The organism is Adonisia turfae CCMR0081, from assembly GCF_011009555.1.
GTDB lineage: Bacteria > Cyanobacteriota > Cyanobacteriia > Phormidesmidales > Phormidesmidaceae > Leptothoe > Leptothoe turfae.
Map to the genome: position 1 here is coordinate 534,245 of NZ_QXHD01000004.1, position 9,620 is coordinate 543,864.

Below are 9,620 nucleotides of genomic sequence, written 5' to 3' on the forward strand. Positions count from 1 at the left end.
GCCGCTGTATTGCCTATCACACCATCGAAAACCGTAGTGAGCAGCTGCCATCTCATGTGGCCAACCATCTAAATAACTGGGTTGCCGGTTGCGACATTTGCCAGGACGTGTGCCCCTGGAATCAGCGCTTTGCCAAACCTACGGATGTGGCTGAATTTGAACCCTATCCTGGCAATGTGGCTCCTAAGTTAAAGGACCTGGCCAACCTGAGTGACGAAGAATGGAATCAGCAATTTCCCGCATCAGCCCTCAGACGCATTAAACCGACCATGTGGCGACGCAATGCAGCCACAGCGTTAGCAAACCAGGGTGAATAGATTGAGTTTTGAATTTTGAGTTATTAGCCTTTGAGTTGAGGCAACCATATTAAAAGGCTACCAACTCAAAACTACTCCATTTTTAGATAACTAGCTTTGCCGAAGCCTCAGTCAACACATAGGCATAGTCTGAGTTTTCTAAAGCAGTATGGACTTCGTCGTAGTTAGCGATGAGATCTGAAAGTCTTTGATGCACTAATTTTATGGAGTACTGAACCCGCTTACGCTGCTGTAGCGATAAGAAACGACACAGACGCTGGGCTACTGTGTCGTGGACGTTGGGATCTAACAGATCAGTTTCATAGGTGATCGTCAGATGCGGTACCTGGCCAACAATGGCAGCTTCAGAAATGCGTTGCTCATCTAGCTTTTTGAGGGTGGCAATCAAAGCTGTAGGGTTAATGTGACGACTACCAGGCTGTTGGGCCTTAAGAACTGCAATCCCATGGCGCATTAAATCTCGCCGCCGCAGATGAATGACCTTATACCCCTGGTCGTAGAGGATGGCCATAAACCGAGAGGGTTCGCTCATACCATGGGTCTTAATCAGATCTGCTGCCGATAGTTTGAATCCGAACAGATAATCGGGACAAGCCAATCCATGGCGCTGAATATGCCGTAACGGGAAAAAGTGTCGCTGTTCTAATAGCGGTTCCATGGTCCACGTCGATGGCAAGGAACCATAGCGAGTGTCGGTCACCACCTGACGTAGCAAATCCGTCACCATGCGCCCACCGCTAAAGTCTTCGCCAAACAACACAAAGCGATGGGATGGTTGAGCCGTTAGATTGCGCTGACCGCGATTTATCAGACCCTGAAGCTGATGGGCAAACCAAGAGGAATAGTGTGTAGATGGCATGTTCTGTCATGATCGCTAACCCTGAGAGGTCTTAGTATTCCCTGAAGAGCTATTCCAATCAATTGCAGCGAAATTTTACCTTCCCATTGAATAGCATGATTTATACCCCATAAAGTACGGAATTGCCTATCCATAGATGTCTTTCAATAGATAAAAATAGGGTCAAACGAGAGAGTAGGATTGTCTATACTGTCTCTCCGCTTGCCATGAGTTTGCTTCGTACCCCGCTTTACGATTTGTGTATTCAAAACAAAGCCCGCATGACTGACTTTGCGGGCTGGGAAATGCCGGTGCAGTTTAGCGGTATCAAGCAAGAACATGCCGCTGTACGTAATCAGGTGGGCATCTTTGATATTTCCCACATGGGGAAATTCATTTTGACTGGGGATCATGTTTTGCGATCGCTACAGCAACTCGTTCCCTCAGATTTAGACAAACTCTCCCCTGGCAAAGCACAGTACACCGTATTGCTTAATCCCCAGGGCGGCATCATTGATGATCTAATTATTTATGACGAAGGTGAACAGGTCACTCTCATCGTCAATGCCGCAACAACTGATAAAGACAAGACATGGCTACTTGAACATCTAGCCAATGTCGAACTGCACGATAATTCCCAAACCCATGCCCTAATCGCTGTACAGGGTCCCAAAGCAGTAGAAACTTTACAGAAAATCACAGATATTGACCTCAGCGTTATTCGTCGTTACAACCACGCCTATGGCCAGGTGCTGGGACACAAATCGTTCCTTGCCCGCACAGGCTATACCGGTGAAGACGGGTTTGAAATAATGGTAGAGGCTGACGGTGCTACTGCTATCTGGCAAGCGCTACAAGAACATGGCGCTGAACCCTGCGGTCTGGGGGCAAGGGATACCCTGAGACTAGAAGCATCCATGGCCCTTTACGGTCAGGACATTAACGATGAAACCACACCGCTAGAAGGGGGGCTGAGCTGGTTAGTCCACCTAGATAAAGTGCCCAACTTCATCGGTCGAGATAGTCTTGCCCAACAAAAGGCGGATGGAGTCACCCGTCGTCTGGTGGGCCTACAGCTAGAAGGTCGCAATATTGCTCGTCATAACTATCCAATTATTCAGGATGACAAACAAATAGGTATTGTTACCAGTGGCACCCTATCTCCCACACTGGGATATCCAGTGGCACTGGCCTATGTCCCCATTGAACTCGCTAAAGTGGGCACAGTAATCAATGTCCAAATCCGTCAGAAAACAGTACCTGCTACCGTAGTCAAAAAACCTTTTTACAAAGCATCAACATAGAGAGCTAGTGAGAAATAACTAAGGATTTCTGATGACGGGTTACGACATCCTAAGCTGCGGCAAAATACAGTCAGTAATCAGCGGAGCAAGCTCAATTACATAATCCTCCGCCATAATCGGTATCCACTGGAGCTCAACAATTTCATTAGATGCCGTAGGAGTACCAATCAAATCCCCTTGAAACACAGTGGCCACCAGCTCAGTGTCAGCTTCATTGGCAGCCGTTGTCACATATTTACCAAGGAGCTCAATAGTGCCAGGGGCAATCTCACAGCTTAGTTCTTCCCGAACCTCTCGCTGAATAGCCGCTTTCGCATTCTCACCCGGCTGGAACTTACCACCGGGAAACATAAACTTGTGGGTATTTTTTTTACGGACAGTGAGCAGCTGTTGGTTCTCAACAACTGCATAGGCAACAACATGGAGTACAGATTGAGGCATTCGATTCCTCGGAGCTGAAAGCCTTATTATACAAAGCTTTTTCTTGCCCTGAATATAGATAACGTACAGATTACGTCCGCTATTCTCCAAAGTCGGGCATTGATGGCATGGTAACCTGGTGGATGTAATGCTTTGCTACCGTAGAGACTGAATCCCCTGCTATTTCTGCAGCCTGGGCTACGGTCCAGTTCTCGGACTCGATACCGTGACTGATCAGGGTATGACGTGTGGTGTACAGAGGACGATGGGGGACCTTGGCTAGCTGTAGCGCTTTATTCCAATACCGCTTAGCAAAGGATGATGCGTTGATAACCCCGCCCTTTGGGGCAGTAAATACTAGATCATTCGGATTATTCTCCTCTCGTCGCCTTTGGAGCATTGCCAGGGCTGGAGCCGATAGCGCCAGCGTCCGAACCACTCCGTTCTTTGTCCCCTTTCTAATTGCCGGACCATGACCACCACGTCGTACTATCGCCTCTTGAATAATGATGGTTTGTGCCTCTAGATCTACTGATGACCACCGCAGCCCTACCGCTTCACTTGGCCTAGTTCCCGAACAAAATAAGAACAGAACAAAATCAGCATAATGATCTAAGAACTCAGTGGTTCTGAAAACTTCCAGTATTCGCTTAATCTCGTCAGTGGTAAACGGTTCTCGCTTATTCTTTTGTCGAGTAGAATTTTTGAGAGGAGAAATGTCTTTAAAGTAATCCTGGGTTGTCTGGCCATGTTTAACAGCCCATCGAGAAAACTCTTTATAGGTATAGAGACAATTGTTGTAATTGTATCCAGTCAGTCGTTTTTGTAATGTGCCACAAAAACGCTCAGCATCTTGAATACTTGAGATCGTCCCAAACCGCTTTAAATCATTCCGACGAGTCCGGTACTAGTTGCCCGCTGTGTGCTCTGCTAATCCATTTTGCACTTTCCATCGAACGAACTTTTCAAACAAACTACTATCCAGCCTTCCGCCATCGGGATTAAACCGATACCGGGTTAACGTGGTATCGAACTGTTCTAGGGCAATGTCAATTTGAATTTTTGCGGCCTTCGCTTCAGCCGCCGCCCGATTGATCGGCGTATCGGGCAGACCCACAGCCAGCGAGTAACCACGACTTTGATAGGTCCATCGCAGCCTGAGCATGCCATTGCGATTATGTACAGCTACTGAGCCTTTTTTGTGTCGCTTACTCAACTGTCCTATAGTACACCTGTGGAAAACTACCCTCGTTTTGTTACGGCTTGTAACGCATTCTCAATAAGGATCGGCTGATCACTTGCCTGATCACTTGCCGATCACTTGTGCTGATCACTTAAAGTGATCGAGATCACAACAAGTTAGTATATTTTTTTACATAATTTTTGCGGCGTTTGAATGCTTTGAATGCCCTACTTGTGATCTGGATCACTTCAAGTGATCAACTGATCAGCGATTTTGGTCATTTCTACTAAGAAAAAAATGCGATTTTTGCTGATCAGTTGATCACTTGGCACTCAATCAATTGCTGGGCATGGATTTCAACAACTGATCAGCAAAAAGTGTCCTAAGAGTCAAACAGTCAGTTGATCACTTGTATTTCTGTTAAGTGTCACAAGGTAGGTTTGACTGTACAAAATCCCTCAATTCCCCCACGTAGTAAGAGAAGTAGCGGTTTTTATTGAATCTGTCTCGATTGATTCGTCCCGTTGCCCATAGCTCCCGTAGCAACCGCCTAGTTGTATTAGGGGTTATGGCTAGGAATTCTGATATTTCAGGGGCTGACCACGGAATACCTACCCGATCATCTTCGTTAAGCCACAGCCTGATCCGTTCTTCCTGGTTGGTCGTGTCTTCCACTTCTCCATCAGCATCCTGATCGCCCAATAGCTGATAACTGAAGTCACTATCATCAAAGGCAAACACATACTTACCCGGCGGTTTACCGAGTCGTGTTTTCTCCACAGCCAGGACTCGACGGTAAGGACCATCCATCCGCAGCGCCCACACTTCCGAAACGCTGTTTTTAATGGCAGTTGTGCCCCTAACCCCACCCTGGGCGTTGCTGTGGTGGATGACGATAACACAGGTATCGAACCGCTCTGCAATGTCCCTCAAGTGGAGCAATGGTCTAGCGTATTCAGTGTCTTTCTCACTGCACAGACTTTCTTTATTGATGGTGCTCAAACTGTCGATAACCACCAGCTTGGGGCGTTGTTGCTCGATGTAGGTGGCCAGCTGTGGCAATGCAGCTGATGACCACTCACTGAGGATCTCCAAGGGTGCCTCATCAGCAATATTTCTAATATCCATACGTTCAGAGGTGACCAGGCCCGGTTCATCTGTCTGAACCAGCAGCGCTGGACCTTTCTCTATCGGGTAGCCGTTCCACGAGCCAGTTGAAACAATGGCTTCAAAAATTTGATAGGTAAATAGCGTCTTCCCGGCTCCACCATCCCCATGGATTAGCAACGTCGTCGAAGCAGGAATCCAACCAGGGATAAGCCATTTCATCCGACCCTTGTTCTTTTTTCTGAACTCTTTGATCGATAAGGGCTGGACTGGCTTCTGGTTAACCAGTGCCTTAATGTAGGCTTCCTGAAGCTGAGAGTAGGAGCGATGATAACGCTTGGCGATCGCTTGCAGTTTCCATAGACGTAGACCCTCATCAACGATATTTTCTTCAACCCATTTCACCTGCTGGATGGCTGCGTTAAACTCGTCATCATCGAGGTTTGTGCCATTGGCAGATTGCAATATATCGTTTGCAATTGCACGCACAATATCCAACGGCAAAGCGTGAGCAAACGCTATCTGAGCCAGGGCAGCGTCTTTAAACTTAGCCCCGACGACCACACCTAGTGTGTCATCGAAAAGCTGTCGATCTCGCTCAGAGCGGATCGAGTCAATTATGTCTTTATGCATGGCTATTTCTCAGTTTTGTGTACGTATCAAAATCGCTCAAACCATTGGTAATAGAGGGTTTTGAAGTAGACGTACATTGAGAAATATGTAATAATACTGATAGGGTACATTCATCGTTCGAAAACTTAATTACATTTACTGGCGGTTCCTTCCATGTGGGGAGGGAACCGCTTTTTAGTGCCACCGTTCAGAGCGTGAACGGTGGCAAAATGCATTCGGGGTGAGTAGTCGCCAACCGCACACCCTTAATGCAGTCGATAAAAGTACACGTTAAACGTAACTGTTTAACGTGTACTCGTGGAGTATACTATGGACGAATACCGAAATGAAGAGGCCCGTACATTGAAGTCTCTAAGAGAGGCAGTTCCTATAAGCCAAGTGGTTGCAGCTGTTGCTATTAACGTAAGGCCAGCTACGCTAAGCTCCTGGGAGAACGGTAAATCTGTTCCACGTCTTCCCCTTGAAGACTGGTGCAAATTGGCTGAACTCTATGGCGTTTCGATAGATGAGCTTCGTGATGCAGTAGCAAAATCTCAACAAAAAAGCGGGAGGTAGTCCCGCTTTAAATGGTTTATTTAGCAATACATTTCACTCTTGGGAGGTGATCGACATGTTCAACAGCGTAGCTGAGTCAGTATTCCAACCCCGCCTCAGCTACACCTAAAGCCAGTTCCAAGTAAACCTTAAAACCAGACATACCAATGATAGATGATCAACCAGTATCAGATCGTCAAGGCTTTGTAGTAGCCATCTTTGAAATCAAAGACAGAGTTTGGGATTCCACTCTACAAAGCGTTGTCATCAAATTACATTCTCAGGGATGGACCTATCAGAGAACATCGCCCCCCCATTGACAGGATTAAAGCCTGCTGAGGTGGCATACCATGGTGTTCGAGGAATATCGATCCCATCCATATATCCAGCGTTTGACAGTCTTGTTCCTGATCATACACACGTCACCGTTATGCGCTCTCCTCTCGGAGCAATAAAGAGAGTTTTAGAGATCGAGTAGCGCACATCAGAGCGCACTCGTAGTACAACAGCAGCGCACCGCGAGTGCAACCAACTGCGCAACACAAACCATTGAAAATAAAGGAATGGCATCATGACAGCACAACAAACGCACATCCCAGAGCACAACACGCCGCACACTCAGAGTGCAGTGGAGCGCACCGGAGCGCACTACAGCGCAAAACAACTAGCCGAAGAACTAGAAACCGTCAGCTCTACCCTAAGAACTCGCTGGTTCCCCTGGCTCAAAAAAGTAGCCCCTGAGCAACTGCTCAAAACCGACCAAGGCTACACCGAACTAGCCAGGACACTCTTTTTCGAATTCAAAACCGTAGACACCAAAGAGAGAGATGCCTGGGTAGTCGATGCAAAACACCGCTATTCCCAAGAATGGGAATCAGCCGGAGTGATTGAAGGTGAGTTAATGCCTGAAGAAGTCGGCGGGGTTTTAGCCATACTCTCAAGCCAGAACACATCAAGTGAGATCGCACTACAACAAGATCTAGAAGACTTAGACGAGTTTATTCATAACCTCAATCAAGCTGAGTCTAACTTTTCTGATGCTGAGGTGGCTCGATTTCGCCTTAACGGTGCTCAGCGTGGCGTTGCTCGATTCAAGATCGAAGCTAAGGCAGAGGCAGAAGTCTACAACAGATTGCAACAAAAACGCTTGAAGAAATAACAATTGACTCCTGATTTTCTAAAGCCATATGCACAAGAAAAGGAGATCAACAAACTAGAAGTCTTTTCACTGGAGGTATACAAAACCCTCCTATCTATCCAAAAATCAACGACAGAAGAAGAGCACGCGGACTTACAAACAGAGGCCATAATGCTGTCAATAAATATGCTCTACAGACTCAAAGAAGCTCAAACACCAACAAATTCAGATCTCAACTAACATGAACGATGACAGTCCATTTAATACCCCTGAGTCCCTAGACATCAGAATTCCAAGGCTGTTTGACGATGTAATAACAGCACAAAACGATATAGCCGATCTGATATCTCGCCTTGACGAGGTTAAGCAAGAACTCAAGCAACTACAAAGCGATCTAGCGCTTGCCTTGAAATCAAAGATTGGTCCTAGTGGAGTCGTTCTACACCGTGATCTCGTTTGGCTTGACACCATCGACCCTGGCTATCAAGGCAATGACGTTACCTGTAGATTCCAAAGCCTCAAAACCGCAACAGTACTTAAGACCAATGCAATACCCCTTAAAGACGAGATTGTCTAGTCTGCGGAAAATTCCGATGATAACGCTTGATCTGGCTTTACTGATCGGCCTAACCAGTTGTGCCGATGGGGTCAGTGATACGGTCAATAGCCTAACGCAGGCATTCAGGAATGACGCCGTAGCCGTAAGCCAGCCAGCCGGACTTGTTGCCCATAGTCAAGGGCCAAGCTCCGAGGCATTCCATATGGTTGGCAGCTCAGGCCAGCTCACACACCAGCAGACCACCACACTATTGCAACTCAACTGGCCACAGTCCCACCAGGCCATCGAGGGAGCCTTAGGGCATCCACATACCCGTGATACCTATGCCGACTATTACACCCTGCCTAACGGCCACACAGCAACGGTTTACTACTCCGGTGGAGATGCCACCGGCTACTCATTAGGCGACTCAGGAGTTGAATAATACATGAGTTTATTTGATTGGTTCCAGCCTCAAGAGGCAGATACCACCACATTTGAAGTCAGCAACGACAACGGCGATCAGATCGTTTTTACAATTCCGACTAAGGGCTCTAACAAAATACGTCAAGCATTGCGCAGTGCTGGTTTCCATCGTAATAGAGACTATTTAGGTGAAGAGTCACTGAAGGATTTCATCAGGCGTGATCACGATGAACATCGTTGGGGGGCTCAACGTGATGTTGATGAGCAGGAAGAGATAGAATGGCAAGGGGACCAGGAAGGAGGGCCAGCAGATGACGAGGACGACGATACAGAGGGCTGTGATTATGCCGTTGATGATGAGGCGTCAGAGCAAACAGCGCTTAGGTTTTGGCCTAAGTGGTAGTTACTAAACCTAGCCATGACTGAAATCCGAATTGAAAATTGTCAGGAAAACCTATCGCTTTATTTGGAGCATGATAGCGGTTATACTCCTGAATTTCTCAAAGACCATCAAGAGGTTGATGAAGAACTTAGCCGTATTGTTTTGGTCTTCAATGGGGGTGATAATTTTGATGGGATAGCGGGCGTTGAAGCGTACAGCATATCTGTAGAGACTAACTATCCTTGGAACCTATCACCGGGTCAACAGAAAGCTTATGAGCTGTTGTTACCCTTGCAAACTGGCTCAGTTTACGCGCTAACAACAATTCGAAAACTGGCTAAAGCTATGGATCTTAGATGCATTAGAGCGGCCTGTAAGCGCTTGGAAAATCTTCAAAGTCTAGGCGTGATTAAAGGTCTCAAGCTTTAATTGGGAATCTTTGATGAGTAGTCTATGGCTAGACTAATTAGCTTCTATGGATTTTCCGAGTTGTAAACGACAACTGAGGGTTTTTTAAGTCTGGACTAAAAATGGCGCTAAGTGACCAACTGGCACATATCTAAAACCCTTATTCTCTCGTTAGGGAATCATGCCCCGAAAACCCTGTGAATCGTTTGAGTAGTTGTCTATCGCGCAGCTACATCATGAGACTCTTAGCTATTTATTGTTCAACCAGTTTTACCCTCTTAAGATTTAAAGCTGTTTACACTCATGGGCACCTCGATTAATTCAAAAATAGAGTCTCAATATGAGATCATGGTTACGGATTAGGGTTGACAGGGAGACTTCTGATGGGACAA

The 9,620-nt window shown here is 46.7% G+C and carries 13 protein-coding genes; 8 read left to right on the forward strand and 5 right to left on the reverse strand.

Annotated elements, in window-relative coordinates; translation table 11 throughout:
* Window positions 1-317: epoxyqueuosine reductase (locus DXZ20_RS06510; RefSeq protein WP_163703421.1), on the forward strand; the 317-nt coding region annotated here is incomplete at its 5' end.
* A gap of 82 nt (window positions 318-399) precedes the next feature.
* Here DXZ20_RS06510 and DXZ20_RS06515 read toward each other — a convergent pair.
* Window positions 400-1,176, reverse strand: coding sequence for a hypothetical protein (locus DXZ20_RS06515; RefSeq protein WP_163697144.1), 777 nt, complete (start codon window positions 1,174-1,176; stop codon window positions 400-402).
* A 206-nt stretch (window positions 1,177-1,382) separates the two neighbouring features.
* Between DXZ20_RS06515 and gcvT the strand changes: the two genes are divergently transcribed.
* Entirely contained in the window at window positions 1,383-2,459 is a 1,077-nt protein-coding gene (gcvT, locus tag DXZ20_RS06520; RefSeq protein ID WP_163697146.1) for a glycine cleavage system aminomethyltransferase GcvT, read from the forward strand.
* Window positions 2,460-2,498: 39 nt separating this feature from the next.
* Here the strand turns inward: gcvT and DXZ20_RS06525 are convergent, their stop codons facing one another.
* From DXZ20_RS06525 to DXZ20_RS06540, 4 genes are all read right to left on the reverse strand, one after another.
* Window positions 2,499-2,900: an NUDIX hydrolase gene (locus tag DXZ20_RS06525; protein WP_163697147.1), complete on the reverse strand. Its 402-nt coding sequence runs from the start codon at window positions 2,898-2,900 to the stop codon at window positions 2,499-2,501.
* Window positions 2,901-2,979: 79 nt separating this feature from the next.
* Window positions 2,980-3,747 (reverse strand): tyrosine-type recombinase/integrase, encoded by a 768-nt coding sequence (locus DXZ20_RS06530; RefSeq protein WP_163703422.1) that lies wholly within the window; start codon window positions 3,745-3,747, stop codon window positions 2,980-2,982.
* 39 nt (window positions 3,748-3,786) lie between these two features.
* A complete protein-coding gene (locus tag DXZ20_RS06535) occupies window positions 3,787-4,095 on the reverse strand; it encodes an Arm DNA-binding domain-containing protein (protein ID WP_163697149.1) in 309 nt (102 codons plus the stop codon).
* Between the two features lie 387 nt (window positions 4,096-4,482).
* On the reverse strand, window positions 4,483-5,802 hold the full coding sequence (locus tag DXZ20_RS06540; RefSeq protein WP_163697151.1) for an AAA family ATPase: 1,320 nt from the start codon (window positions 5,800-5,802) through the stop codon (window positions 4,483-4,485).
* Between the two features lie 309 nt (window positions 5,803-6,111).
* Between DXZ20_RS06540 and DXZ20_RS38690 the strand changes: the two genes are divergently transcribed.
* From DXZ20_RS38690 to DXZ20_RS06570, 6 genes are all read left to right on the forward strand, one after another.
* Window positions 6,112-6,357: a helix-turn-helix domain-containing protein gene (locus DXZ20_RS38690; RefSeq protein ID WP_163697153.1), complete on the forward strand. Its 246-nt coding sequence runs from the start codon at window positions 6,112-6,114 to the stop codon at window positions 6,355-6,357.
* A gap of 550 nt (window positions 6,358-6,907) precedes the next feature.
* Window positions 6,908-7,495, forward strand: coding sequence for a hypothetical protein (locus tag DXZ20_RS06550; RefSeq protein ID WP_163697155.1), 588 nt, complete (start codon window positions 6,908-6,910; stop codon window positions 7,493-7,495).
* A gap of 220 nt (window positions 7,496-7,715) precedes the next feature.
* On the forward strand, window positions 7,716-8,051 hold the full coding sequence (locus tag DXZ20_RS06555) for a hypothetical protein (RefSeq protein WP_163697156.1): 336 nt from the start codon (window positions 7,716-7,718) through the stop codon (window positions 8,049-8,051).
* Window positions 8,052-8,067: 16 nt separating this feature from the next.
* Window positions 8,068-8,457 carry a hypothetical protein gene (locus DXZ20_RS06560; RefSeq protein WP_163697158.1) on the forward strand — a complete coding sequence of 130 codons (390 nt, stop codon included), beginning with the start codon at window positions 8,068-8,070 and terminating at the stop codon, window positions 8,455-8,457.
* Between the two features lie 3 nt (window positions 8,458-8,460).
* Window positions 8,461-8,841: a hypothetical protein gene (locus DXZ20_RS06565; protein WP_163697160.1), complete on the forward strand. Its 381-nt coding sequence runs from the start codon at window positions 8,461-8,463 to the stop codon at window positions 8,839-8,841.
* 15 nt (window positions 8,842-8,856) lie between these two features.
* Window positions 8,857-9,249, forward strand: coding sequence for a hypothetical protein (locus DXZ20_RS06570; RefSeq protein WP_163697163.1), 393 nt, complete (start codon window positions 8,857-8,859; stop codon window positions 9,247-9,249).
* The last annotated feature ends 371 nt before the right edge of the window (window positions 9,250-9,620 follow it).

What these genes read in the sequence shown, in the direction of transcription:
- DXZ20_RS06515 (WP_163697144.1), bottom strand. Translation starts at nt 1,176, where the DNA reads ATGCCATCTACACACTATTCCTCTTGGTTTGCCCATCAGCTTCAGGGT.
- gcvT (WP_163697146.1), top strand. Translation starts at nt 1,383, where the DNA reads ATGAGTTTGCTTCGTACCCCGCTTTACGATTTGTGTATTCAAAACAAA.
- DXZ20_RS06525 (WP_163697147.1), bottom strand. Translation starts at nt 2,900, where the DNA reads ATGCCTCAATCTGTACTCCATGTTGTTGCCTATGCAGTTGTTGAGAAC.
- DXZ20_RS06540 (WP_163697151.1), bottom strand. Translation starts at nt 5,802, where the DNA reads ATGCATAAAGACATAATTGACTCGATCCGCTCTGAGCGAGATCGACAG.
- DXZ20_RS38690 (WP_163697153.1), top strand. Translation starts at nt 6,112, where the DNA reads ATGGACGAATACCGAAATGAAGAGGCCCGTACATTGAAGTCTCTAAGA.
- DXZ20_RS06550 (WP_163697155.1), top strand. Translation starts at nt 6,908, where the DNA reads ATGACAGCACAACAAACGCACATCCCAGAGCACAACACGCCGCACACT.
- DXZ20_RS06555 (WP_163697156.1), top strand. Translation starts at nt 7,716, where the DNA reads ATGAACGATGACAGTCCATTTAATACCCCTGAGTCCCTAGACATCAGA.
- DXZ20_RS06560 (WP_163697158.1), top strand. Translation starts at nt 8,068, where the DNA reads ATGATAACGCTTGATCTGGCTTTACTGATCGGCCTAACCAGTTGTGCC.
- DXZ20_RS06565 (WP_163697160.1), top strand. Translation starts at nt 8,461, where the DNA reads ATGAGTTTATTTGATTGGTTCCAGCCTCAAGAGGCAGATACCACCACA.
- DXZ20_RS06570 (WP_163697163.1), top strand. Translation starts at nt 8,857, where the DNA reads ATGACTGAAATCCGAATTGAAAATTGTCAGGAAAACCTATCGCTTTAT.